This is a genomic window from Ensifer aridi (genome assembly GCF_002078505.1).
Lineage (GTDB): Bacteria > Pseudomonadota > Alphaproteobacteria > Rhizobiales > Rhizobiaceae > Sinorhizobium > Sinorhizobium aridi.
In genome coordinates this window covers 447447-472498 of the sequence record NZ_LUAV01000002.1, presented here as the reverse complement: position 1 = coordinate 472498, position 25052 = coordinate 447447, and the positions used below count along the sequence as shown (strand labels likewise).

Below are 25052 nucleotides of genomic sequence, written 5' to 3'. Positions count from 1 at the left end.
AATCGAATGAATGCCTGTCCCGGCGCAGCGGAACGCCGCGCCGGGACCTGTCTTGATCAGAGCATGTTACCGGCTTCGAAAGACTTGCGGATTTCTTCACGCTCGGCGTCCGGAGCCGCAACCAGGCCGTAGTCGGCGAGCGGGCTGTCCGGGCCGATCATCTGGTCGTCGATGAAGAATTCGACATATTCCTTGAGACCCGGGATCACGCCGAGGTGAGCCTTCTTCACGTAGAAGAACAGCGGACGGGAAACCGGATATTCACCGGAAGCGATCGTTTCGGTGGAGGGAACGACGCCATTGACGGTCGCGACCTTCAGCTTGTCGGCGTTGTTTTCGTAGAACGAAAGGCCGAAGACGCCGATGCCGGTCTTGTTGGAAGCGATGCGCGCAAGCGTTTCGGTGTAGTCGCCGTCGATATCGACAGCCATGCCGTCCTTGCGAACCGCGACGCACTTGCTGTGCTGCTGCTTCTCGTCGCTGACGGCAGCCTTGATGACGTCCAGAGCGCCGGCGTCCTTGCAGCCTGCGGCGAGGATCTTCTCTTCGAATACTTCACGCGTGCCGTGCTTCTCGCCCGGGATATAGGCGGCGATTTCGGCGTCCGGAAGCGAAGCGTCGACTTCCGACCACTTCTTGTGGGGGTTGGCGACGAGCTTGCCGTCGACGACGACTTCGGCGGCGAGCGCCTTGTAGAGCTGCTCCGGCTTCAGGGCGAGGTCGGCATTGCCGGCGTCCGTTGCGAAGACGATGCCGTCATAACCGATCTTGATTTCCTGGATTTCGGTCACGCCGGCGGCCTTGCAGGCCTCGACTTCGCTGTCCTTGATCTTGCGCGAGGAATTGGCGATGTCGATCGTGTCTTCGCCGACGCCCTTGCAGAATTCCTTGAGGCCAGCCGAAGAGCCACCGGATTCGACGACCGGGGTCTTGAAGTCAGGGAAAGCCTCGCCGAAGCTCTCGGCGACGATCTTTGCGTAAGGAAGAACGGTGGAGGAGCCGGCGACCTGAACCTGGTCGCGAGCCGCTGCGGCACCCGCGAACGCGGCGGATGCGACCAGCGCCGCTACAGTGAGTTTAAGAGCTTTCATAGATGTTCTCCCGGAAAGGGCTTGTGTTGGTGCGCTAGAGGTTCCTGCGCTCGCCGTATGATCGGCTGCCCTAGTTAGCCGCCGATGGCTACAGCTTTTATGTCAGTTTCATGAAACATTTATGACAACCTATGTCATTGAAGATGCTTATAATTTCTACGCGTTCCAATATTTGGCCGCGCTTTTATGTCAGAAGCGCACGGTAAAAATCGTACCTTTGCCGACTTCGGAATGAATGAGCAGCCGCGCGCGATGGCGGGTAAGAATATGCTTTACGATGGCAAGTCCCAGGCCCGTCCCTTTTTTCGAGCGGCTCGCCTCGACGTTAACCCGATAGAAACGCTCAGTAATCCGCGGCACGTGCTCGGCCGGGATACCCGGGCCATGATCCTTGACCGTCACCTCCGCCTGATGGCCCTCGCCGCCGGTCAGCCGCACATCGACCCTCTTGCCTTCCTGGCCATATTTGCAGGCGTTCTCGATCAGATTCTCAAAGACCTCGACCAGTTCGTCACGATCTCCTTGGACGAAGACAGGCGCGTCGGGCACGTCGAGCGCGATCGTCACGTCGAGCTCGCGCGCAAGCGGCGCGAGACTGTCGCGCACATGCCCGAGCAGCGGAACGAGGTCGACGGTGTCGTCCGGGGCGATGTGCGACTTCAATTCGAGCCGCGACAGCGACAGGAGATCATCGACGAGCCGGCTCATGCGGGTGGCCTGCTCGTGCATGATCGCGAAGAATTTCTCCTGCGCCTTCGGGTCGTTCCGGGCCGGCCCCTGCAGCGTCTCGATGAAACCGCGCAGCGATGCCAGCGGCGTGCGCAGCTCATGGCTGGCATTGGCGACGAAGTCGGACCGCATCCGATCGATGCGGCGGGCCTGCGAGATGTCGCGATAGGTGAGCAGGAAGACGCGCTGGGCCGGCCCTTCGTCTCCTGTGTCGGCCGGCGCAACGCGAACGACATAGATCGCATCCGAAGGCAGGCGCTCGGTATGTTCGATCTGATTGATCTTGCCCGTCGCAATGGTCTCGCGCACCATGTCGAGAATGCCGGGCGAGCGCACGCGGGCGGAAAGGTAGGTGTCTTTCGGAATGGTCCCGAAGGCCTTCTCGGCGGCCAGATTCTGGAAGAGGACGGTTTCGTCGGCCGCGACGACGATCACTGGCATGTCGAGTGCGTTCAGCACCGGGATCAGCGGGTCCATCGACTTCTCGACCGTGGCCGGCGCTGCCTCAGGCACCGGCTGCGCCACCGGCGCGCTCCGGTTGAGGACGGCCGCGACGAGAACGATCCAGAAGGGCAGAATGGCCAGCACGTGAATGCCCGCGAAGCCGGCGAGAACCGCAAGCACGACGGACAGGCCGAGAACCCAGCGTTCGGCCTTCAGCCTCGGCAGCAGGGTTCGCCAGAACACCTTCGCGCCATCCAACACAATACCCTCGTCGCTCAATCTGCCGTCTCCCGACCCAATGACGTTGCCGTAATGCTTCCGGACCATCGACGCGACCGGCGGATGGGGGCGGCGAGGAGACCACCTCGCGACCCTGCCTCGCTCCGGCCATGAAGGCAGAGAGATAGCGGTGCTTCATGACATGATTTTCACGACATGCTTGAATCCGCAATGCAATTATGGCCTCCTCCGGAGAAATCCAGCGAGCGGAAGGAAGATGGATGGCACTCGAGGAAGCACCTGCCGCGGCAAAGCCTGAAAGTCGGGCGGTCGAATTGAATATCGGCGGCAAGACCCGCGTCTTCGACGTCGACGACCCAGAATTGCCGAAATGGATCGACGACGCGGCCTTCGACTCGGACGACTACCCTTACGAGAAAAAGCTCAGCGAGGAGGAATACGAGGAGACGCTGACGAGGCTGCAGATCGAATTGGTCAAGGTCCAGTTCTGGCTGCAGGCGACCGGAAAACGGGTGATGGCGGTGTTCGAAGGACGCGACGCGGCCGGCAAGGGCGGCGCCATCCACGCGACCACGGCCTACATGAATCCCCGCTCGGCACGCACTGTCGCGCTTACCAAACCCACGGAGACGGAACGCGGCCAATGGTATTTCCAGCGCTATGTGGCGACCTTTCCGACGGCCGGCGAATTCGTCCTTTTCGACCGCTCCTGGTACAACCGCGCCGGCGTGGAACCGGTCATGGGCTTCTGCACGCCGGAGCAGTACGAGCATTTTCTCAAGCAGGCGCCACGCTTCGAAAAGATGATCGTCGACGACGGCATCCATCTCTTCAAGTTCTGGATAAACATCGGCCGGGAGATGCAATTGAAGCGGTTCCATGACCGTCGCCACGATCCGCTGAAGATCTGGAAGCTGTCGCCCATGGATATCGCGGCATTGAACAAGTGGGACGACTACACCGAGAAGCGCGACCGGATGCTGAAGGAAACACATACGGAACACGCGCCTTGGACCGTCATCCGCGGCAATGACAAGCGCCGCGCCCGGATCAACCTGATCCGCCACATACTCAAGAGCCTCGACTACGACGGCAAGGACAAGGCGGCGATCGGCGAGGTCGACCACAAGATCGTCGGCTCCGGACCGGGCTTCCTCAAGTGATCGGCTGCGCCCGCGTCATTCGCCCGGCAACACACGGATCGCAAAAAGGTCCAGGCTGTTGCCGGTGCCGCTGACGTCGCTGTTGATCACGAGCCTTCCAGGGCTGTTCGGAGCAGGCTTGCGATCGAAACTGACCTTGAACAGCATGTCCAGCCGCTCGTCATGCGCCGTGAAACGGTGACGGCCGCAGTCGCCAAGCGTCGAGAACTCGCACTCGACGGCGAATTCCGTGGTCTTGCCCGGCGTCGCCTGCACCGTCAGGGCGAGCGTCGAGGATTTACCCGAGAGTTGCTCGAGGGCATCGACCGGAATCTCGATCGCCACGTCGCCGTCCTTCGTCGCCACCGCCGACGTCAGCCGCAGGCGCTCGCCGCCGTCCTCGTCGAACGGGTCCGCTTTCGCGCGGGGACCAGGCTTGACCGCCGCGACGTCCGTCGGCATGAAAACCTCCAGCCAATCGCCGGTAAAACCATCCTGCGCCCGAAGCGTCTGCAAGCCTGCGCCGCCGCTGAAATCCTCCGACTCCACCGTCGCCGGCGGATTGGCGACATTTGTGTCGGACAGTGGCTTGAGGAGATCATTGGTCTGGACCCACCAGACGGCGGCCCCCGCCGCCGCCACGAGCGTCGCAACGACCATGGCGTAAGAAAGAAGACGACCGCGTTTGCGCTTGGGCGGTCGTTTGTCCGTGACGCCAAGATCGGGCGCTGAGGCGCCGCTCCTGCCGGGATCATCGGCTCTTCCGCCTTCGGCGGCGGGCCGCGCCGAGCCAAGGGCGCCATCGCGCTCGGCACGCAAGCCTCCAAGCCCCCCCTCCGCCTGCGCCGGAGCGCGCCTGTCGGCCTTGAATTCCGGCTCCCGCCGCTCGGAGACCTGGGCGGCGACTGAGGCGCGCTCGGCGGCTTCGCCCTTTGGCGTTGCATCTCCGAGATTTACGACCGGAGTGGCCGCAGCGCGCGCCTTCAAGGCGGCGCGTTCTTCCGTTTCGATAGCGTGGATGATGGCTTCGAGACGATGCCGTTGCCGCGCGATGACGTCCGGATCCTCGATCTGCTGCTTCTGCAAACCGTTTTCCAGTGCCTGGCGCGCCGACTGATAGATGCGCGCGCGGATCTCCGCATTGCTCCGGTCCGACCGTTCCAGTGCATTCCTGATCGCAGTCTCGAGTCCGCTCACATCAAATCCTTCTGCGCGAAAGCCTTCCGGCTGCGGCAAGGTGCTTTCGAACTTCCCGCGGGTATGGCCCGCCGCCGACCGCCACACGCCGTTGCTTTTGTTAAGGATTGGGTAACTGCTGCTTTCTGAATCTGCAAGTCCGGTGGCGTGATCGGTCGTTGTTCCTCGGGGAAAATATAGGCCTCGCGGCCAATGACGCAGTAGGCAAGCGCCTCCGTTGCTGCTATTTGTTTTGACGTTTACGCAAACGTCAAAGATGCGATGGAGAATTTTCGATGTCGTTGCCGCCAATTCTTTCCGGAAAGACGAGATTGCCGGTTGTCGGCGCGCCGCTTTTCATCGTCTCGCATCCCCCGTTGACGATCGCTCAATGCAAGGCAGGCGTCATCGGCGCCTTCCCGGCACTCAACGCTCGGCCGCAATCACAGCTCGACGAATGGCTGGCGGAGATCACCGAAACGCTCGCCGACCACGACGCCAAGCACCCCGACCGGCCGGCGGCTCCTTTCGCCGTCAATCAGATTGTGCATAAGTCCAACGCGCGGCTCGAGCAGGACCTGATGCTCTGCGTCAAATACAAGGTGCCGATCGTCATCTCCTCGCTCGGCGCCGTACCGGAGGTGAACGCCGCCATCCATTCCTATGGTGGCATTGTCCTACATGACGTAATCAACAACCGCCATGCGAGTTCCGCGATCCGCAAGGGCGCCGACGGGCTGATCGCGGTCGCCGCCGGTGCCGGCGGACATGCCGGAACCCTCTCGCCCTTCGCGCTCGTCCAGGAAATACGCACGTGGTTCGACGGGCCGCTGCTACTCTCGGGCGCGATCGCCACCGGCGGAGCCATCCTCGCCGCCGAGGCCATGGGGGCGGACATGGCCTATATAGGCTCTCCCCTCATCGCCACCGAAGAGGCGCGCGCCAGCGACGCCTACAAGCAGATGATCGTCGAGAGCAATGCGGCCGACATCGTCTATTCCAACTATTTCACCGGCATTCACGGCAACTATCTCAAAGCGTCGATCCGTGCGGCCGGCATGGATCCGGACAATCTGCCGGAGGCGGACCCTTCCAAGATGGACTTCAGCACGGCGACCGATGGCGCCAAAGCATGGAAGGACATCTGGGGCTGCGGCCAGGGAATCGGCGCCGTGCGCGAGATCGGCACCGTCGCCCAACTCGTCGACCGGCTGGAGCGAGAATACAACGCGGCGCGCACCCGCCTCGGCTTCGGCTGCTACGGCGACGTTCGGCCGGAGAAGGAATTTTCAACTTCTCGAAACTGACGGCTTGAAATCTTGCCGCTTTGCGTTTATCAGCGCCTCACATTCGTTCCGCGGGCTGCCGCGGAACCGCCCAAGGGCCGCTTTAGCTCAGTCGGTAGAGCACATCATTCGTAATGATGGGGTCACGTGTTCGAGTCACGTAAGCGGCACCATCTCTGTCCTAAAATCATCGTGACGCCGCTTGACCTCCTGCCGTTTGCGAGCAGTGCCTTCCTCCACGTCTGCCATCAGGCGCAGCCTATATCCATGGGCATATAGTGCTCGGTCCATGAAGGCGCTAACATCCGCCCATTGGAACTATCGATATGGCGCTCAGGTGAATTTTTTATATTGAATTAAACGCGTTCTTGCGCGGCGCCGCGTGCCTACCCAGGCACCGCGGCGCATCTTATGAGGGCGGCGGGCATGCACGCGCGAAGTGTCATTGAGATCGCGGACACCAAAGGCATTGTCCCCGTTCAGTTGATACTGGCAGGGTATTGGGCTAGCCAAGACCGTCTCGTGGCATTCATATTGAACGGCGTGACTCCCCAGTCGATCGACCTGGTCCTGGATCCGATCGTAAGCACGTTGCCGATATTGATCCCTGGCGTGCTCTACATCGACATCCGCGACAAGGCTCGCGTATGCGAGGCCGTGCGGTCCGCCGAGGAGATTTTTGCCGCCAGCAGAACCTTTCGCCGCCTGGCGGTTTGCTATGGCGCTCGGCGGGGCATCGTTCGGCCCGTAACTACGGCTATCGGCGAGTTGGACAGCCGGGCTCTGCGCCAACCGTCCGCGTTGGACACCGACGGGTGCGGCAAAAGCCAAACACAGCCTGGAAATCCGCTGCTCGGCAACCGTCCGCGCGTAGTACATTCGAGGCCCGAAAATGACATGCCAGTTGCGGCACCAGCTCGCTTCGATTGGCGTCCGATCGGCGCAGCGGTCGGTCCTTGACGCGGCAAAAATGACCGGAGCTTCAATTGATCCTGACAATAGATCCCCCGACGCGTGCGTCGTTTTGAATGCGGCCTGTCTGACCAAAACGATTGCGCTCGAAACGCGACGTTAAAAGATCTTTGTTTTTGGTGCATGTCGTTGCCCCAAAACCGCTGCACACTTTGGGCGACCTGCATTAGTCGAGCTCAAAGCTCTCCTTGTAGTCCTGCTTGAGGTTCGCGGGTTGATCCTCTTTCCGCAGAAAGCAGTTGCCGATAACGAGGCACTCGATCTCCGTCCCCATGAAGCAGCGGAAGGCGTCCTCCGGAGTGCAGACAATCGGCTCGCCGCGGACGTTGAAGCTCGTATTGACGAGCACAGGACAGCCGGTCGTCTCCTTGAATGCGGTCAGCAGTTCCCAATAGCGCGGGTTGGTGTCCCGATGCACCGTCTGTACCCTCGCCGAATAATCGACATGCGTAACGGCCGGAATCTCCGAACGCGGAACGTTCAACCTGTCTATGCCGAACAGTATTCCCTCATCAGGGCTTTGATGCAGTCTGCGCCGGTCGAGCACATCCCCGACCAGCAACATATACGGACTATCGGTGTCGATATCGAACCATTCCGCCACATCCTCGCGCCTGACCGAGGGAGCGAAGGGACGGAAGCTTTCACGGTACTTGACCTTGAGATTGAGTGTCTTCTGCATTGTCGGCGAGCGCGGATCGCCCAGTATCGACCGGGCGCCCAAGGCGCGGGGCCCGAATTCCATGCGCCCTTGCATCCACCCGACCGCCTTCTCCTCGACAAGCGCATCCACCGTAGCTGCTATCAGCGCATCGTCGCCCAGCACCGTGTAAATCGCCCCAGCGGCCCTCAAGCGTTTCTCGATATCCGCCTGATCGTAGGCCGGCCCGAGATAGGCGCCCGCCATCGCGTCCCTTTCATTGGGAGCGCGATCGTTGGCGAGGTATCCATGCCAGGCCGCAAGCGCCGCGCCGACCGCACCCCCTGCGTCGCCAGCGGCGGGCTGGATCCAGATATCATCGAAAACGCGTTCCTTCAGCAGCTTGCCGTTTGCCACGCAGTTCAGGGCCACGCCACCGGCAAGGCACAGATGACGCTCGCCCGTTTCGCGCCGGGCGAAGCGGGCAAGCCTCATGACGACCTCTTCCGTTACCGCCTGTATCGAGGCGGCCAGATCCATTTCACGTTGAGTCAAAGGGGATTCCGGCTTTCTCGGTTCAGCACCGAACAACTGATGAAAGGCAGGTGACGTCATCGTCAGGCCCGTGCAGTAGTTGAAGTACCGCTGATCGAGCCTGAACGACCCGTCCTCCCGCAGATCGATCAGGTTGTCGAGAATCTTCTTCACAAAGAGTGGGCGGCCGTAGGGCGCCAGGCCCATCACCTTGTATTCGCCGGAATTGACCTTGAAGCCCGTATAGTACGTGAACGCGGAATAAAGCAGCCCGAGCGAATGCGGGAAGCGTATCTCCTTTAATATATCGAGAGTGTTGCCGCGGCCATGGCCGAGCGACGTCGTGCACCACTCTCCGACGCCATCCATCGTCAAGACCGCGGCGCTTGCATAGGGCGAAGGAAAGAAAGCGCTCGCCGCGTGCGCCAGGTGATGCTCCGTGAACAGGAGGGAGCCGGACCAGTGCTTCGATCCTGCAAGCTTGCCGAGCTGCTGGCGCAACAGCTTTTTCTGAAACAGCTTTTCCTTGATCCAGAGCGGCATTGCCATCCTGAACGAGCGAAAACCCTTGGGAGCTGTCGCAAGGTAGGTTTCCAGCAACCTCTCGAACTTCAAGAACGGCTTGTCATAAAAGACGACATGATCGACTTGCGCCATGTCGCACTCGGCCGCGGCGAGGCAGTAGTCGATGGCATTGGCCGGAAAGCCAGGGTCGTGCTTCTTGCGCGTGAAGCGCTCCTCCTGAGCGGCGGCAACGATGCGCCCATCCTCGATCATCGCTGCCGCGCTGTCGTGGTAAAACGCCGAGATACCGAGAATACGCATGAACGGCTCGGATTAGAACAAGGTGTAGACGAACGGCGCCACTGCCGTGCCCTGAGTCAGGACGACCAACGCGCCAAAAACACCGAGCACGATGAATATTGGCAGGAGCCAGAACTTCTTGCGGACGCCCATATAGGTCCAGAGTTCACGTACCAGTTCCATCTCGTTTCTCCTCCCCGGTCAGATGTCCCCCCATCCGCCGGTATCAGAATTGATTGCGCATGGTCACCGGTTCGGGTTCGTGCGGGGGTCGCGTCTTCCAGTAAGTGCCGGCTGATCGATCAAACGACGCGCCGAGCGGGTCGTAACCGCGCCACCTCAACCAAAGGCCGATCGGCACGAAAGTGGTGACATAGATCGCAAGCATCACCACCGGATTGACGACCCTGAACAGCAGTAGACCGAGTTTGGTCCAGAGCCGATTCGGCAAGGAAAGCCAGTCGGGAAAGGCCAACGCCGCGATGATGAGGACTGCACCAATGACGGCAAGCGTCGTCGTAAGGAGCGAGAGCGAACCCGTAATCAGCCATCTTGCGAGCACGAACGCGAGAAGAATGCCTCCGACCGTATAGCCGAAGCTTTTGTTGGAGGGGCCCTCCGGCGCATGCTCGATAAAGGCTTCGTGCGAACTGTTCATTCTGGCACTTCCTTTGAAAGTCAGTGCTAAATCTCTCAAATATCAGCTTGGCCGCAATGCACTCACGAAATGAGAACTATAGAACCGACGGCAGTCAATCCGGTCAATATACCATTGGATATAGGCGTTTGAGCCCGATCCAACTTTAGCGCAGCGATCAGGAAGCTTAAGCTCCTGCACTCAAATTCTGCGAGACATCATCGCCAAAAATCGGTATCTTTCGGTCCGCAAAATACATTGTAACGCAAATTCTGATCTGCTCTTTAAATAAGTATTTCGGCGCGACGAGCCTCTTTACGGGCTCCCAAAATCGTCAAAGCGAGAAAGGCAACGCCCGAGTTTTCGGCGGTCGAAGACGGCACGACTCGCTGACGGATTTGCGAGAGGAGGACACATGTCATGAAGATGCGGCATCTCGGGCTCCTGTTATGTGGGCTCCTCGGCTTGTACCTGTTGATCAGTCCCATTTACGCTTTGCTGCACTTTAAGCAATTCGCATCTCTGACCCCGCATCTCATGCGTTATGTGGTAGTACCCGGACTGCTGGGATTTGCGTTCGTGGCAGTCGGTCTGCTTGCAAAACCCCGTTTCTCCGCAATGGTGGGCACCTGCGGCTTAAGCGTATTAGCGGGCCTGTTCCTTTTCGAAGCACTGCTCACCGTCAAGAGCGTCTCGGTCCGCCTGGGAATGCTCGGCCAGCTCAACGAAGCGCAAGCCGAAACGCTGGGGCGCATGACGAATGCAGTTCGCGGCTTTACGCTTCGTGGCCTCAACCGTCGGTCCGGTACCGAAGAGCTTTCTAAAGCCTTGCTGTCTGGCTTTCCATCGTCGCAGGTGGTGCTGTGCACATCGGAAAGCGATATCGTCAGCTACACCGCAGACCGCTACGGTTTCAACAATCCGGACCAGGTATATGGCGGCAAGCTGGATTTGGTGCTCCTTGGGGATTCATTTGTCGAAGGCTTCTGCCTGCCTCCGGGCGAGGACCTTGCATCGCAGTTGCGGAACGGCGGCCTTGCCGCTGTAAGCTTAGGCATAAGGGGAAACGGTCCTCTGCTCGAACTCGCGATGCTGGGCCGTTTCGGCGAGGAGCTCCGGCCCCGGCACGTCATGATGGCGTTCTTCGAAGGCAATGACTGGGAGAATCTCGAGAAGGAGCTGACGGTGCCATGGCTCCGCTCCGCGCTCTCATCGGAGGCAAATTACGGATCGCAGTCGACCGCGCAAGAAACCATGCGAGCCGCCCGGATGATAATGGGCGAGCTAAACAAACGGCCGGTAACGATGGCCGACTTGGTTTCAAAAACCGCCATGATCCGCAATTTCGTCGCCCTGCAGCAAACTTTCACGCAGCTTGGGCTGATCTACCCGAAGATTGCTCACACCATACCGGAGTTCAGGGATACGTTGCACCGTGCGAAAACGCTGACCGAGAGCTGGGGCGGCACTTTTACTCTGGTCTATGTGCCGAGGGCCGACCGTTTCATGGGGTCGCTCTCGTCGGATCGTATCATCGATCAACTCAAGACGATGGTGCTCGATGCGGCTAAAGCGGAAGGTATTGCAGTGGTCGATCTCCATAAAGCTTTTCGCAGCCATCCCGAACCTGCGCGTATGTATGCCCCGGACCATCATTTCAGCCGTGAGGGCGCAAGCCTTGCCGCAGATGCGATCTTGCGCCACCTGGGAGCGATTGAACAAAGCCCGAAGAATATCGCCGTAATTAAATGAATTGGCCAACGGCCGGCACAACGTTTCGCGCAGGCCGGGCACATAGTGCATATCATCCAAAAGTGTGCAGCGGTTTTGGGTCGACGACATGCACAAAAACAAAGACCTACTGCATGTTTCCTTAAATCGGCTACGGGTTAGGAAACATCCAGTAGCACCCGCGCGCCAATTGTTGCGAGCGCCACAGCATCAATCATTGCCAAGCTGCAGTTTGCTCGAGAGATTGGCGAGTTCCACACGGGTGGTGATGTCGAGTTTGCTGTAAACGCTATGAAGGTGAAGCTTGACGGTACCCGGCGCGATTCCGAGCCGGGCGGCGATCTCCCGGCTGCGCAGACCGGCGGCCGCGAGGCGGGAGACCTCAATCTCGCGCGGCGTCAGTTTCTTTAGAACCTCTTCACGCGCCGCGTCGCCCTTACGGATCCGATCGAGTGCGGCGTGCAATGTTTGATCGGTGAAACAGGTGCGACCGGCCGCTACCGCCCGGATGCATTCGACCAACGCACTTGGCGCCTGCTCCTTGAGCACGATACCATTGACGCGATGCCGCGTCGCTTCGGCGAGATGCTCGTCGCTGATGTCGGCGGTAAGAACGATGAGCGGCAAATCCGGCCGCTCGCTGCGGAGGCGACGAATGAGCTCGATCCCGTTCATATCCGGCATCCGCAGATCGAGGACCACGAGATCGACCATTTCGGCCATAACGACCTCGATCGCGTGTCGAGCGCTTCTGCATGTCGCGACGACGCGCCAGCCCGACTCGGCTTCGATCAAGCGGCGCAAACCGTCCAAGATGATCAGATGGTCATCGACGACAACGACGCGCAGATTCATCGATGTGTCGGGATCCTGATGATTATCCGCGTCCATTGTTCCACTCGGTCTATTGTGAGTTGTCCGCCATGGGCGGCCACACGTTCGCGCAGGCTACGCGGGCCAAGCTTGCCGCTCTCCAGCTCCGCATGCTCGACCCGCCGGTCGAAGCCGAAGCCTTTTCCGTTATCGTCCACCGTCAAAGCGATGGTCCCAGCATCGAGGCGCAGACTGGCATTGAGCGTTCGCGCCGCGCCATGGCGTACGGCATTGGCAGTCGCTTCCGAGGTCATGCGGCTGAGCTCGTAGATCATCGTTGCCGGCAAATGAAGATCGGGTGGCTCCAGAACAAAGTGAAAATCGATCGACCATTGCTTGCGCAACCGTTCAGCCAGGGCGTTAAATTGAAGGGCGAGCGGCGACTGGCCGGCATGGCGGTCGTCTTGGCCCGGTTCAAGCGCGCGGATGAACGTACGAAGGTCGCGCTGTTCATCGGCAAGCATGGCCTGGATCGCGACCAGACGACGATCGAGCTCCTCCGGAGCACCGCCGGCGGATGCGCGCAGCGCCTGGAGGTGAAGAGCCGTGCCCGCCAGAGATTGGAGAACGCCGTCGTGAAGGTCGCGTCCGATCCTCAGCCGCTCCTCGAGGGCGGCCGCGTCGCTCAGTCTGCGCACCAATATGGCTTGCTCGAACAGCGCCTTCAGCCTGTCGGCGATAATCTCAGCGACCGCCACGTCGTCGAGCGTCGGCGTCGGCGGATCCAGCAAAAAAAGGCGCGCTTCGAGGTCATTCACCTGAAACTGCACGGAAACCGCCGAAACCATGGAAAAGTCGGCGATGAGGGCCGGGGAAATCGGCGGGGCGTCACCGGTCCAACGATCGAACCGCCCGTCGCCCCGGTGGACGAGCAGGCGCGCGCGCTTCGCATCGGTGACGAGGAGACTTGCGCGCTGCAGCCCCGCCGCCGTCCACGGCAGATAGGCGTCCGGCGGCAACCGTTTAACGTGCGAAGCCCCATTCTCCCACACCGCGAGATTGGTCCACGGCTCCTCACCGTCGCTCCAGATCAAGAGTGCGCGCGGTACACGCGTCACATGCGCCGCATAATCCAGCGCCGCGGCAGCCGGCCAGTCACGCCCCTCCGGCTGCGCGGGTGCCCGCTCGACCAATCGCAGCAGCTCGGTGCGCACGGCCTCCTGATGGGAACCGAGCCAGATCAGGACGGTGGCCGCCATCGCCACGAAGAGTATGCGCGACAATTCCAAAGCTGAGTCGACGTGCGGATCGCGCAGGACGGCCGTATCGGAAACCGTCGCGTACAGCAGAACAGCGAAGCACACGGCAGCGGTCCAGAGAGCCCCCCTCCAGCGCCAATGCAGCGTCGCGGAAAGCAGTAGAAAGGGCGTGAAGATGAAGGATGGGCCGGACACCCGTTGAGTGAGAAACACAAGGACGACGAAGGCAGTTACGTCGACCACATGGCGTATCAAGGTTCCGCGAACCCGCGAGATCTCGGCATTCAGAACGCGGAAAGCAGCGACGACGGCGTAGCAGAGGTAGGCGGCAAGAATTGCAAAGACGAGCTCGCTGCCGAATGCCGGGTTCGTCGCCTCCAACTGAACGATGAACAAGCTACCTACCGCCGCCATAACGCGGCCGATGGCAATGACCTTATCCGAGCGGGCACGAAATGTATTGATCCACGTTTTTCGACCGATCGCGGCACCCTGATCGCTTTCGAAACGCCCATGCGCGAGTGTGCGAAACCATAGCCTGATGCTATCGAGCGGACCGCTCAGGAAGGGCCGCCAGTTGGAGAGATCGAATGCACGGCGCATGAAGGCCCGCGAAGCTCTCATCTTAGGGTTAGGACCTCGATATAGATCAATGGCAGCCGCGCGACCTATTTGCCGAAATACTTTGGAGCGGCGCCCCATCCCACAAAATATAACTACCGATATACTCAACCATACAGGCTGCGGAGCCCGGACTCAATGTTGCCTTCACAGTGAAGCGGAGCTGCTTCGTCCAGGCGAGGCAACGACCTCCGCCGGGGTTCGAGCTGGCGCCGCTGATTTCAGGTAAAGAAATACCGAGTGAGGTGGAAGAACACCGGCGCGGCGAAGCTCAAGGAATCCATCCGGTCGAGTACGCCACCGTGCCCGGAGATCATCGTTCCCCAGTCCTTCACTCCCATCGAGCGCTTCACGGCGGAAAGGGCGAGGCCACCGAGAAAGCCCATGGCGACAATGGCGAGTGCCATCGCAGCCGCCTCGAGCGGCGTGAACGGCGTTATCCACCAGAGGGCGGCACCGGCGGCGACGGCGGAAAGCCCGCCGCCGAGGAGACCTTCCACCGTCTTCGACGGGCTGACGACGGGCGCGACCTTCGTCCTACCGAAGAGCTTTCCGAAGACATATTGCATCACGTCGCTGAACTGCGCGACGGTGATGAGGAAGAAGAGCAGCAGGAAGCCCTCGCGCGGACGGCCCGGAACGTCGAGCGTCAGCAATGCAGGTGCATGGCTGATGCAATAGACCGTCAGCATCAGGCCCCATTGGATGCGCGACACCCGCAGCAGAAACTGCTCCGGATCACCCTTCAGCGCTGCGAGGCTCGGCAGCAGAAGGAAGCCATAGACCGGGATGAGGATCGTAAACAGCGCATACCAGTCGATCCAGATCAGCCAATACTGAAGCGGCAGCAGCACGTAGAAGGCGGCGACCAAAGGCAGATGATCGGCCGCGCGGGTCGGCGTCAGCGATACGAACTCGCGCAGCGTGTAGAACGAGGTGAGCGCAAAGAGCACCACGGTGACGCCGCGGCCGAGGCCGAAGCTGACCGCGAAGATCGCGACCATCACCCACCAGGCCCTTATGCGGGCGTTGAGATTATCGACCGTCGCCCGTCCGCTCTCCGATGCCACCCGGCGCGAGAGTGCGAAGCCGATCACCGATGCGACGGCGAGAAGGCCGCAGATGCCGGCGAAGAGAACGAAAAGCTTGTCGTTCAGGGACATGGCGGCCTCATTCAACCGGATCTGACGCGAGCGCCGCGACCGTCGCCCGGGCGCGTTCGAGAAAATTATCCTTTTCCTCGCCCGTTTGCAGAGCGATCGGCGCGCCGAAACGGACCGTGCAACTGATGGGAACGGGCAGGAATGTTCCCTTCGGGAAGGCGCGGGAGGGATTGTCGAGATAGGTCGGGATCAGTTCGACATCCGGGAATTCCTGCGACAGCCAGTAAATCCCGCTCTTGAAGGGTCCGGGGAGGCGCTCGCTGCCGCGCGTGCCCTCGGGGAAGAGAATGAGCGACTCGCCTTCGGCGAGCACGCCACGCAAGGGCGCAAGTGCTGCCCCGGGCGGCCCCTGCGTGGACCGATCGATGAGCACGGCATTCAGCACATTCAGCGCAATATGGCGCCGGACCTTGCCCGCGCCCCAATAGTCGGCCGCCGCGATCGGATGCGTCGATGCGCGCAGCCGCCGCGGCAAGGCCGACCAGATCAGAAGCGCGTCGAGGTGGCTCGCGTGATTGGCGAAATAGATGCGCTGGCGCATCTCCGGCGCCGAGGCGATCCAATGTGCCTGCCCGCCGACGAGAAACCGCGTGAGAGCGATCAGCACGATGTCGATCAAGGCTTCGCCGCTCCCGAAAGGCGCGAGACGATCGCCCTCGTCCGGGTCGCGCAGGTGAGAAGCGCCCCGATCAGGATGATCCAGCCTGCGAGATAGAGCACGAAGCGCTCTGTCGTCAGCATCGCCTCGCCGAGCGCAAGCAAGGACGCAAGGCTCATCAGCGCCATGCGGTGCTGCTTCGCCATAGGGCCGCGAAAGTCCTGCGCCTGACCGAGCGAGCCGCCGAAGACGCGCACATAGGCGGTCAATGCCGCCGCAAGGGCGCCCGCCCAGCCGAGCCAGCCCGCACCGGCGGCGTAGCCGAGCGCCACGATGAGCAGCGTATCGGCGATGCGGTCGGGAAACTCGTTATAGAGCGCGCCGACCGGAGAGCCGCGCCCACCCTCGACCGCCACCATGCCATCGAGAAGATTGCACAGGAGGCGCAACTGGATGCCGGCGATTGCCACGAGATAGAGAAGCGGCCAGCGCGGCGCCCAAAACAGAGCCGCGGCTCCGATCGCGGCGAACACGATGCTGAAAAGGGAAATCTGGTTCGGCGTGACCGGCGTTTTCAGAAGCAGCGCCGTCAGCCGCCGCGCGAAGCCGCTGTCGCGCGCCGCGATGGGGCGCCGGTCTGCGCCCGGCCCTTCAGCCTCTCCGCCCTCGGGAGCGACACTCATCTTCCTGGAAATCAGCCCCTCACAAATTTATGATTGCAATCTGTCTTAAAACAACTCCGCACTCAAGACCATATGCCCGCGTCGCTTCAGTCTTCGTCGCCGATGAAGCGGTAGCCAACGCCCGGTTCGGTGCGGATGATCTTCGGGTCGCCGGGATCGCGCTCGATCTTGCCACGCAATTGGCCGATGAAGACCCGGAGATAATGCAGGTCCTCTCCGTGGGCCGCGCCCCAGACGGAAGTGAGCAGCGTCTTGTGGGTGACCACGCGGCCGGCATGGCGGGCGAGCATTGCGAGCAGGTCGTATTCCTTCGGCGTCAGCCGCAGGGTCTCGCCGTCGCGGGTGACGACGCGCCTGACGAGGTCGATCGACAGGCCCTCGGCCGAGAGCTGCGCCTCTGCCCCCTCCATCTGGATACGGTGGCGAAGTGCGGCGCGGATGCGCGCTGTCAGCTCGCCGATGCCAAAGGGCTTTTCGATATAGTCGTCGGCGCCGAGATCGAGGGCGGCGATCTTCTCGCTCTCGCGGTCGCGCGCCGAAAGGATGATGATCGGCACCTGCGACCAGGCGCGGATATTGGCGAGGACATCCTTGCCGTCCATATCCGGCAGGCCGAGATCGAGGATGATGACGTCCGGTGCCGCCGTCGCCGCCGTCTTCAGCGCCTCCTGACCGGTTGCCGCCTCCACCACCTCATAACCCGCCGCTCCGAGCGCCGGACGAAGGAACCGCTGGATCTGCGGCTCATCGTCCACCACAAGAATACGCTCCACCGTCATCCGCGCTCCTTCTCCGAGAGGTCGGCTTCGGCGGCCGGGAACCGCATGGAAATACGCGTCCCGCGGCGCTTCACCGCCGGGCTTTCCGCCTTGATCTGTCCGCCCATGGCCTCGACGAAGGCTTTGGCTATCGAAAGGCCGAGCCCTGTTCCGAGCGAGCGCCCGTCCGGCTTTCCTTTGCGGAAGAATTTTTCGAACACATGCTCGAGATCGGCCGGTGCTATCCCCCTGCCGAGGTCGGTGACCGAAAGCACCACCTCGTCTCCCTCCTTCCGGGCATAGATGCTCACCGGCTCCTCGCCGCCGAACCGGTTGGCGTTGTCGAGAAGGTTGAACAGCACCTGCCCCAAAAGCACGCTGTCGCCGCGCATCAGCGGCAGGTCGGCGGCGATGCTCGTCTCGAATTCGCGGTCGGGAAAATACTTGCGCGCCCGCTCCAGGGCCGAGCGAATGACGTCCGCGACATCGACCCAGTCGCGCTTGGCATTGATTGCCCCCGCCTCGATCCGCGTCATGTCGAGCAAGTTGGCGACGAAGCGCATCAGCCTGTCGCTTTCCTCCTCGATCGATTTCAGGAGGTCGTCCCTGCTTTCCGCAGTCATCCGCGCGCCGAGCTCGCGCAGACTTGTGACCGCTCCCGTGATGGTCGCCAGTGGCGTTCTCAGATCGTGGGACAGGGACGAAAGCAGGGCGGCGCGGAATTTGTCGCCTTCGAGCTGGGCCGCCTGTTCGAGGCTTTCGCGGGACAGCCGCGCGCGATCGACGGCGATCGCCGTCTGGTCGAGGATGGCTGCAAGCGCTCGCTCCTCGTTTATCTCCAGCGGCTTGGCGTTCTGCACGAAACCGCAAACCCCGACGACGCCGTGCGGGCTCGTCAGCGGCCTGAACTGAAAGGGACTGGTCGGCAGGGTATCGGTGTCGCTACCGGCGGGCTCCTTCTTTTCGAGGCTCCAGCGCGCCGCCGTCATGTCCGAGACGCCAAGCTCCGTATCCGGCGGCCAGGCGGCTTTCAGCACGAGGTCTTCGCCTTCTGGCAGCAGAAGAACCGCATTGCGCCTCAAGGTCGCCTGGATCTGCGTGACTGTCGCCCAGAGCACGTCGTCCACATCGGCCGTCCCGGAGAGCTTGCGCGAGAAATCATAGAGCGCTTGAGTGGCCGTCGCCCGACGACGGGCGGCTTTCGCCTGTTCGCGAATGCGCGACGCAAGGCCGCCGGCAAGAAAAGCCGCCGCAAGGAAAACGAAGAGCGCGAACACCTCGTGCGGCTCGGCGACAGTGAAGGTCCCCACAGGCTCGATGAAGAAGAAATTGTAGGCGAGAACGGAAAACAGCGCAGCCGCAATCGCCGCGACGTAACCTGCGAGGGTTGCCGATGCCAGTACCGCAAGCAGGTACAGAAGCGAAATATTCTGCAGGATGATGAAGCTCTCGATCAAGACCCCAAGCACGGTTGCCGAGATCACGGTGCCTGCCGCGATGGCAAGCGCGCGGCCGAACCCCTTCGGCCAAGCCCGCTTGCGCACGGGCTTCAACGCCGCGGGCGTTTCGCCGCTGTCGGTCACCAGGTGAACGCCGACGCCCGAGGCCCGCTCTGCCAGCGCATCCGGCAGGGATCGGCGCAACAGCCGAAGCGGAAAGCGCTGGCGGCGGGTGCCGATGACGATCTGCGTTGCGTGCTCCCGCCTTGCCAGTTTGAGGATCTCCTCGACGAAATCGCTCCCGACGACGCGGCGCGTCTCCGCGCCCAATTGTTCGGCCAACCGGAAGGTTTCGTCGAGCTGCCGCACTGCCTGACTGTCGGCCGAATCGCGATCCGCGCGCTCGATGGAAACGACGATCCAATCGGCGTTCAGGCCCGAAGCCAGACGGCTTGCGGTCCTCACGACCTTTTCCGATAGGCGATCCGGACCGACGCAAACGAGAAGTCTTTCGCCCGCCGCCCAAGGCCCCTCGATGGCGTTCTGCTTGAGGTAGTCGACCATCTGATCGTCGACCCGGTCGGCCGTGCGCCTGAGCGCCAGTTCCCTAAGCGCCGTCAGGTTGCCTAAACGAAAGAAGCGGTCCACGGCGCGTCTGGCGTTTTCGGGCAGGTAGACTTTGCCTTCCTTCAATCGCTCGATCAGTTCTGTCGGCGGCAGGTCCACCAACAGCACGTCGTCCGCGCGGCTCAGCACCGTGTCCGGGATGCGCTCGCGTACCGGCACGCCGGCGATCTGCGCGACGACATCCGAAAGACTTTCCAGGTGCTGAATGTTGACGGCAGTCAACACATCGATGCCCGCGTCGACCAGCTCCTCGACATCCTGATAGCGCTTGGGGTGACGGCTTTCACCAATGTTGGTGTGGGCAAGCTCGTCGACGACGATGACACGCGGGCGACGGGCCAGGGCCGCATCCAGATCGAATTCCGTGAGCGTGCGACCGCCATGGCTGACCTCCCGGGGCGGCAGCACCTCCAGCCCTTCGAGCAGAGCTGCGGTCTCGCTGCGACCATGCGTCTCCACAAGCCCGATGACGATATCGACGCCTTCCTCCTTAAGGCGCCGCGCGCGCGTCAACATCGCGTAGGTCTTGCCGACTCCGGGTGCGGCGCCGAGGAACACCGTCAGCTTCCCTCTGCTGCCCTTCTCGGCCAGCGCCAACAGGGCATCGGGATCGGGGCGGCGCGTCAGGTCGCGATCATTCTCGGGCATTCAGCGTCTCGAACTCGCTGAGGTTCTTGACCCATCTAGGGCGAGGTTCAGTTCTAGCACATTGACGCGTGGCTCGCCTATCACCCCGAACAGGCGACCCTGCGTCGCCCTTTCGACGATGCCCCTCACATCAGCTTCCGAGAGGCCGCGTGCCTTGGCGACGCGGGCGATCTGGTCCCTCGCGAATTCGGGCGAGATGTGCGGATCGAGGCCCGAACCCGACGCGGTGCCGGCATCGGCGGGAATCTCCCCCGCTAGGCCCGCTGCGCGGAGGCGGTCGATATCGGCAGCCACGCGATCCTTGAGCTTGAAGGAGGTGGTGCCCAGGTTGGAACCGCTGGAGGCACTGGCGTTGTAGGGCTCAGGCCCGGTCGCGGAGGGGCGCGGCCAGAAATATTTCTCGGAGGCGAAGCTCTGGCCGATCAGCGCGGAACCGATCACGACTCCATCCTTCCGGATCAGGCTGCCATTGGCCTCAGCCGGCATCAGAGCCTGCGCCGTGCCGGTGATCACCAGCGGATAGGCGAGACCCGTGATCGCGGTCAGGCCTAGGGTGAGAACAAGTGCGGGACGGAGTTGATTGAACATGGTCACACCAGATTGAATGTCGAGACGACGACGTCGATGAACTTGATCCCGACGAAGGGCAGGAGAATGCCGCCGAGGCCGTAGACCAGCAGATTACGCCGCAACAGGACGACCGCGCCGACCGGACGATACGTGACGCCCTTCAGCGCCAACGGGATGAGCGCGACGATGATCAGCGCGTTGAAGATGACGGCCGAGAGGATCGCCGACTGCGGCGAGGCAAGGCCCATGAGGTTGAGCGCGCCAAGGGCCGGATAGGTCGTCACGAACAGTGCCGGAATGATGGCGAAATATTTCGCCACGTCGTTGGCGATCGAAAAGGTGGTGAGAGAGCCGCGCGTCATCAGCAATTGTTTGCCGATCTCGACGATCTCGATGAGCTTGGTCGGGCTCGAATCGAGATCCACCATATTGGCGGCCTCGCGCGCGGCCTGCGTACCGGTCTGCATGGCAACACCTACATCCGCTTGCGCGAGTGCCGGCGCGTCATTGGTGCCGTCGCCGCACATGGCGATGAGCCGGCCGCCTTTCTGCTCGTTGCGGATATAGGCGAGCTTGTCTTCCGGTGTCGCCTCGGCGAGGAAATCGTCGACGCCCGCCTCGGAGGCGATCGCCGCCGCGGTGATCGGGTTGTCGCCCGTCACCATCACGGTGCGAATGCCCATGGTACGCAGCGCCGCGAAGCGTTCCTTGATGCCGGGCTTGACGATATCCTTCAGGTGAATGACGCCGAGCAGTCTGCCGCCGTCGGCGACCGCGAGCGGCGTACCGCCTGTGCGGGCGATCCTGTCGACCGCCTGCCGGAACTCGGCCGGCACATTGTCCTCGGGGAGACCGGCAAATTTCAGAATCGCGTCGACCGCCCCCTTGCGCAGACGACGGCCGGCATGATCGACGCCGGAGAGCCGGGTCTCGGCGGCGAAAGGAACGATGGCATCCATCTTCGCATCGGGCACATGCCGGCCGAACTCACCGGTCGCAAGCGCGACGATCGAGCGGCCCTCCGGCGTCTCGTCCGCGAGACTGGCAAGCAGCGCGGCATCGGCAAGTTCCGCCTCCGTGACACCCGGGACTGGCAGGAAGTCGCTCGCCATGCGGTTGCCGTAGGTCACCGTGCCGGTCTTGTCGAGCAGCAGCGTATCGACGTCGCCCGCCGCTTCCACGGCGCGGCCGGAGGTGGCGATGACGTTGAAGCGGATCAGCCGATCCATGCCCGCGATGCCGATCGCCGACAGGAGGCCACCGATGGTCGTCGGGATCAACGTCACGAGCAGTGCGGACAGCACCGTGACCGAGAGGATTGTTGCCGAGTAGCCGGCAAGGCCCCAAAGCGTCACGACCGCAATCAGGAAGATCAACGTCAGGCCGGAAAGCAGGATCGACAACGCGATCTCGTTCGGCGTCTTCTGCCGCCGCGCACCCTCTATGAGCGCGATCATGCGGTCGACGAAGGTCGAGCCTGGCGCGGTGGTGATGCGGATCTTGATCCAGTCGGAAAGGACCTGCGTGCCACCGGTGACTGCAGAACGATCGCCGCCCGCCTCACGGATCACCGGTGCCGATTCGCCCGTGATCGCACTCTCGTTGACCGATGCCACGCCTTCGATGACCTCCCCGTCGCCGGGGATCAGCTCTCCGGCCTTTACGAAAACGAGATCACCGACCTTCAGCATGGTTGCCGGCATTTCCTGCGTTTCCCGCCCCTCGGGCGAGAGAAGCTTGTACGCGGTCAGCTCCGACTTGGTGCGGCGCAGGAAGTCGGCCTGCGCCTTGCCGCGCCCTTCGGCAACGGCTTCGGCGAAGGTGGCGAAGAGCACCGTGAACCAAAGCCAAGCGGCGATCTGGCCGGAGAAGAGCGGGCTGCCGCCAACGGAGACGAGGTCGCGGACGAAGAAGAGGGTCACCAACGCCGCCACAACCTCCGTCACGAAGATGACGGGGTTGCGCACGAGCTGGCGCGGGTCGAGCTTGACGAGGGCGGCCTTGATTGCCGGAATGAGGATCGCCGGGTCGAAGAGGCGCGGCGCGGCTGGTTTGTCGAACATGCTGGTTTCCTTCAGAAGGTCTGGCCCGAGAGCATGGCGAGGTGCTCGATGATCGGACCGAGGGCGAGTGCCGGGAAGAACTGCAGCCCGCCAAGAATGAGGATGATACCGATCAGGAGACCGACGAAGAGCGGCGTGTCGGTAGGGAAGGTGCCCTTCGAAGCCGGCACGCGCGTCTTGGCGGCAATCGAGCCGGCGATCGCGAGCACCGGAACGGCATAGGCGAAGCGGCCGAGCAGCATCGCGATGCCGAGGGTCGTGTTGTACCAGGGCGTGTTGCCTGTGAGCCCGCCGAAGGCCGAACCGTTGTTGCCGGCGGCAGAGGTGAAGGCGTAGAGGACTTCCGACAGCCCATGCGGACCGGCGGTGCCGACGCTGGCTACGGCGAAAGGCAGGACCGCGGAGATTGCCGTGAAGCCGAGGATCGCGAGCGGCAGAATGAGCACGGCGAACATGGCGTACTTCATCTCGCGCGATCCGATCTTCTTGCCGAGCAGCTCCGGCGTCCGCCCGACCATCAGACCGGCGACGAAAACGGCAAGTATCGCAAAGACCACCATGCCGTAGAGCCCGGAGCCGACGCCGCCGGGCAGCACTTCGCCGAGCTGGATGAGGAACATCGGGACGAGACCGCCAAGGCCGGTGAACGAGCCATGCATGCCGTTGACGCCGCCGTCGGAGAGGCCGGTCGTGACCGTAGCATAAAGCGCCGTCATCGCCTGGCCGAAGCGGACCTCCTTGCCCTCCATGTTGCCTAACGCCGGATCGAGGCCGAGCGCGGTGAGGATCGGATTGCCCGCGGCCTCCGCCCAGTAGACGACCCCGGCGCTTGCGATCAGAAAGGCGAAGGTGACGGCAATGAAGGCCCAACCCTGCCGGCGATTGCCGACGAACTGCCCGAAGGTGTAGAGCAGCGCCGCCGAGACGGACAGCATGGCGAAGATGTTGAGGTAGTTCGAAAGCGCCGTCGGGTTTTCGAAGGGGTGCGCCGCATTGACGTTGAAGAAGCCGCCGCCATTGGTTCCGAGCTGTTTGATAGCCTCCTGGCTGGCGACAGGCCCGAGGGCGATGCTCTGTTGCGCCCCTTCAAGGGTTGTCGCCGTGACCGAGGCGTGAAACGTCTGTGGCAGGCCCATCGCCACGAAGGCGAGCGCCACGACAATGGCAAGCGGCAAGAGCACGTAGAGGGTCGCGCGAGTGAGATCGACCCAGAAGTTGCCGACCGTCGACACGGCCGAACGGGCGAAGGCCCGCGTCAAGGCAAGTGCCATGGCGATACCGCTTGCGGCGGAAACGAAGTTCTGGACGGTCAGCCCCAGCATCTGGCTGAGATGACTCATCGTCGTCTCGCCTGCGTAGTTCTGCCAGTTGGTGTTGGTAACGAAGCTGACGGCGGTGTTGAAGGCGAGATCCGGGGGGACGCTGCCGAATCCTTGCGGGTTCAGCGGTAGCCAGGCCTGAAGCCTCAGGATCGCGTAGAGAGTCGCGAAACCCGCCAAGCTGAAAGCGAGCATCGACAAGGTATAGGCGAGCCAGCCCTGTTCCTTGGCCGGATCGACGCCGGCGGCGGCGTAGAGGCCGCGCTCCACCGGTCCGAAAATGGGCGAGAAAACGTTGCGGCCGCCGGAAAAGACCTGCGCCATGTAAAGCCCCAGCGGTTTGACGACGGCTAGGACGGCGAGGAAGAGGAGGCTGATCTGCAGCCACCCGATGACGGTCATGGGGAATCTCCGAATCTGACAGGCTATGGAGAGGGATGCCGACGGAAAACCGCGCGCCGTTTTCGGCGCTCGAAGACAGCGGAAGGTCAGAACCGTTCCGGCCGGACGAGCGTCACGACGAGGTAGACCGCGAGGGCGATGGCAACGATCAGCCCAATGAGAGCTTCAATCATCGAATCCTCCTAAAGCCGGTTCAGCGCGCGTGCGTAGAGCGCAAACAGGAAGAAGCCGCCGATGCCGGGGGCAAGAAAAAGGACGTCGGGCATTGTATGCTCCAGGTCTCTGCGAGCCGCGCCTCGATTTGGCGGCCATGCAACGAGTCCGGATAATGCACCCGCACCGGATCAATTATCGATTGGGATGCTTTGAGAGCCGCATAAAGAAAAGATAAAGGCGAGCTGCCGCGGGCTTCTGGATAGGAACGGAACGGCAAGCGGGCTTTTCGGCTCCGAATGGACGCACGGAGGCGTCACTTCACCGAGATGTCCACCCTCGAGATCGGATTGACCGTTGGCTCCGGCTGGGTCGTGACCTCGTGCAGCCATTCGCGCCAGATGGCGACGAGCAGCGCCATGAGAACGGGACCGACGAAGAGGCCGAGAAAGCCCATGGTCTTGACGCCGCCGACGAGGCCGAAAAAAGTCGGCAGGAAGGGCAGCTTGA

At 62.2% G+C, this 25052-nt stretch carries 21 protein-coding genes, 1 tRNA gene and 1 pseudogene; 5 read left to right on the top strand and 18 right to left on the bottom strand.

Annotated elements, in window-relative coordinates; translation table 11 throughout:
• Nucleotides 1-56: 56 nt before the first annotated feature.
• Nucleotides 57-1091 carry a substrate-binding domain-containing protein gene (locus AYK65_RS02565; protein WP_026613345.1) on the bottom strand — a complete coding sequence of 345 codons (1035 nt, stop codon included), beginning with the start codon at nt 1089-1091 and terminating at the stop codon, nt 57-59.
• A 189-nt stretch (nt 1092-1280) separates the two neighbouring features.
• Nucleotides 1281-2543, bottom strand: coding sequence for a phosphate regulon sensor histidine kinase PhoR (gene phoR / locus AYK65_RS02560; protein WP_046119929.1), 1263 nt, complete (start codon nt 2541-2543; stop codon nt 1281-1283).
• A 221-nt stretch (nt 2544-2764) separates the two neighbouring features.
• On the opposite strand from phoR, the gene ppk2 reads away from it, so the two are divergent.
• Nucleotides 2765-3667 (top strand): polyphosphate kinase 2, encoded by a 903-nt coding sequence (gene ppk2 / locus AYK65_RS02555; protein ID WP_026613347.1) that lies wholly within the window; start codon nt 2765-2767, stop codon nt 3665-3667.
• Between the two features lie 15 nt (nt 3668-3682).
• Here ppk2 and AYK65_RS02550 read toward each other — a convergent pair whose 3' ends face one another.
• Nucleotides 3683-4843, bottom strand: coding sequence for a hypothetical protein (locus AYK65_RS02550; RefSeq protein ID WP_046120092.1), 1161 nt, complete (start codon nt 4841-4843; stop codon nt 3683-3685).
• Between the two features lie 275 nt (nt 4844-5118).
• On the opposite strand from AYK65_RS02550, the gene AYK65_RS02545 reads away from it, so the two are divergent.
• The 3 genes from AYK65_RS02545 to AYK65_RS02535 all read left to right on the top strand — a co-directional run bounded on the left by AYK65_RS02545 (nt 5119) and on the right by AYK65_RS02535 (nt 7068).
• Nucleotides 5119-6129, top strand: coding sequence for an NAD(P)H-dependent flavin oxidoreductase (locus tag AYK65_RS02545; protein WP_046119930.1), 1011 nt, complete (start codon nt 5119-5121; stop codon nt 6127-6129).
• Nucleotides 6130-6205: 76 nt separating this feature from the next.
• Nucleotides 6206-6281, top strand: a tRNA-Thr gene (locus AYK65_RS02540).
• Between the two features lie 253 nt (nt 6282-6534).
• On the top strand, nt 6535-7068 hold the full coding sequence (locus AYK65_RS02535; RefSeq protein ID WP_139793111.1) for a hypothetical protein: 534 nt from the start codon (nt 6535-6537) through the stop codon (nt 7066-7068).
• Between the two features lie 178 nt (nt 7069-7246).
• Here AYK65_RS02535 and AYK65_RS02530 read toward each other — a convergent pair whose 3' ends face one another.
• Genes AYK65_RS02530 through AYK65_RS02525 form a run of 3 tightly spaced genes read right to left on the bottom strand, consistent with a single transcriptional unit; the run spans nt 7247 to nt 9716 of the window.
• The gene (locus AYK65_RS02530; RefSeq protein WP_046119931.1) at nt 7247-9079 is read right to left on the bottom strand and encodes a carbamoyltransferase family protein; all 1833 of its coding nucleotides are present in this window, start codon (nt 9077-9079) and stop codon (nt 7247-7249) included.
• A gap of 12 nt (nt 9080-9091) precedes the next feature.
• A complete protein-coding gene (locus tag AYK65_RS31425; RefSeq protein ID WP_080578803.1) occupies nt 9092-9241 on the bottom strand; it encodes a DUF5989 family protein in 150 nt (49 codons plus the stop codon).
• A 43-nt stretch (nt 9242-9284) separates the two neighbouring features.
• A complete protein-coding gene (locus tag AYK65_RS02525) occupies nt 9285-9716 on the bottom strand; it encodes a hypothetical protein (RefSeq protein WP_026613351.1) in 432 nt (143 codons plus the stop codon).
• Between the two features lie 399 nt (nt 9717-10115).
• Here AYK65_RS02525 and AYK65_RS02520 point away from each other — a divergent pair, with 399 nt between their 5' ends.
• A complete protein-coding gene (locus tag AYK65_RS02520) occupies nt 10116-11447 on the top strand; it encodes an SGNH/GDSL hydrolase family protein (RefSeq protein ID WP_046119932.1) in 1332 nt (443 codons plus the stop codon).
• A 189-nt stretch (nt 11448-11636) separates the two neighbouring features.
• Here AYK65_RS02520 and AYK65_RS02515 read toward each other — a convergent pair whose 3' ends face one another.
• The 12 genes and pseudogenes from AYK65_RS02515 to AYK65_RS02460 form a co-directional block, all read right to left on the bottom strand.
• Nucleotides 11637-12317, bottom strand: a complete 681-nt coding sequence (locus AYK65_RS02515) for a response regulator (RefSeq protein ID WP_046119933.1) — start codon at nt 12315-12317, stop codon at nt 11637-11639.
• Nucleotides 12278-14101 (bottom strand): sensor histidine kinase, encoded by a 1824-nt coding sequence (locus tag AYK65_RS02510; protein ID WP_244559945.1) that lies wholly within the window; start codon nt 14099-14101, stop codon nt 12278-12280. Before AYK65_RS02510 ends, AYK65_RS02515 begins: the two co-directional genes overlap by 40 nt.
• Before the next feature lie 239 nt (nt 14102-14340).
• Complete coding sequence (locus AYK65_RS02505; RefSeq protein ID WP_026613355.1) at nt 14341-15282, bottom strand: phosphatidate cytidylyltransferase; 942 nt, start codon at nt 15280-15282, stop codon at nt 14341-14343.
• Nucleotides 15283-15289: 7 nt separating this feature from the next.
• Complete coding sequence (locus AYK65_RS02500) at nt 15290-15901, bottom strand: lysophospholipid acyltransferase family protein (protein ID WP_046119935.1); 612 nt, start codon at nt 15899-15901, stop codon at nt 15290-15292.
• Nucleotides 15898-16563 carry a CDP-alcohol phosphatidyltransferase family protein gene (locus AYK65_RS02495; protein WP_026613357.1) on the bottom strand — a complete coding sequence of 222 codons (666 nt, stop codon included), beginning with the start codon at nt 16561-16563 and terminating at the stop codon, nt 15898-15900. Before AYK65_RS02495 ends, AYK65_RS02500 begins: the two co-directional genes overlap by 4 nt.
• An 86-nt stretch (nt 16564-16649) precedes the next feature.
• A complete protein-coding gene (locus tag AYK65_RS02490; protein WP_046119937.1) occupies nt 16650-17342 on the bottom strand; it encodes a response regulator in 693 nt (230 codons plus the stop codon).
• Nucleotides 17339-20035 (bottom strand): sensor histidine kinase, encoded by a 2697-nt coding sequence (locus AYK65_RS02485; RefSeq protein WP_046119938.1) that lies wholly within the window; start codon nt 20033-20035, stop codon nt 17339-17341. The genes AYK65_RS02490 and AYK65_RS02485 overlap by 4 nt, the downstream gene beginning before the upstream one ends.
• Nucleotides 20036-20623, bottom strand: coding sequence for a potassium-transporting ATPase subunit KdpC (gene kdpC, locus AYK65_RS02480; RefSeq protein ID WP_046119939.1), 588 nt, complete (start codon nt 20621-20623; stop codon nt 20036-20038).
• 2 nt (nt 20624-20625) lie between these two features.
• Nucleotides 20626-22668 (bottom strand): potassium-transporting ATPase subunit KdpB, encoded by a 2043-nt coding sequence (gene kdpB, locus AYK65_RS02475; protein WP_081157877.1) that lies wholly within the window; start codon nt 22666-22668, stop codon nt 20626-20628.
• A gap of 11 nt (nt 22669-22679) precedes the next feature.
• Complete coding sequence (kdpA, locus tag AYK65_RS02470; protein ID WP_046119941.1) at nt 22680-24389, bottom strand: potassium-transporting ATPase subunit KdpA; 1710 nt, start codon at nt 24387-24389, stop codon at nt 22680-22682.
• An 86-nt stretch (nt 24390-24475) separates the two neighbouring features.
• Nucleotides 24476-24562, bottom strand: coding sequence for a K(+)-transporting ATPase subunit F (kdpF, locus tag AYK65_RS33805; RefSeq protein ID WP_063769970.1), 87 nt, complete (start codon nt 24560-24562; stop codon nt 24476-24478).
• 296 nt (nt 24563-24858) lie between these two features.
• A pseudogene (locus AYK65_RS02460) lies at nt 24859-25052 on the bottom strand (AI-2E family transporter); the annotation flags it as partial.